Raw genomic sequence first — 231 nt, forward strand, 5'->3', positions numbered from 1 at the left:
TCCCAGAGGATCTCTCACTCCAGTACTCGCCGATACGCAGGCGGGCTTATCAACCGTGTTCGGGATGGGTACGGGAGATCCCCCGCCGCTGTGGCCGCCCTAACGCCGATCAGCGGAATCGAACCGCTGTCAAACCATAATCGGTGGGATAACCGTATGTGCGTGTAGTCCAGTTTACGTCCGGACCCGTTCACGAGTCCGATCCAGATGCAGTATGAATGTGTGGCTTGG

General features: G+C 58.0%; 1 rRNA gene. It reads right to left on the reverse strand.

Annotation, left to right across the window (positions count from 1 at the left end):
- Positions 1-102, reverse strand: a 5S ribosomal RNA gene (gene rrf / locus SM755_RS24265); the annotation flags it as partial.
- Positions 103-231: the final 129 nt, after the last annotated feature.

Origin of the sequence: Natrialba sp. PRR66, assembly GCF_034808065.1 — an archaeon.
Classification (GTDB): Archaea; Halobacteriota; Halobacteria; order Halobacteriales; family Natrialbaceae; genus Natrialba; species Natrialba aegyptia.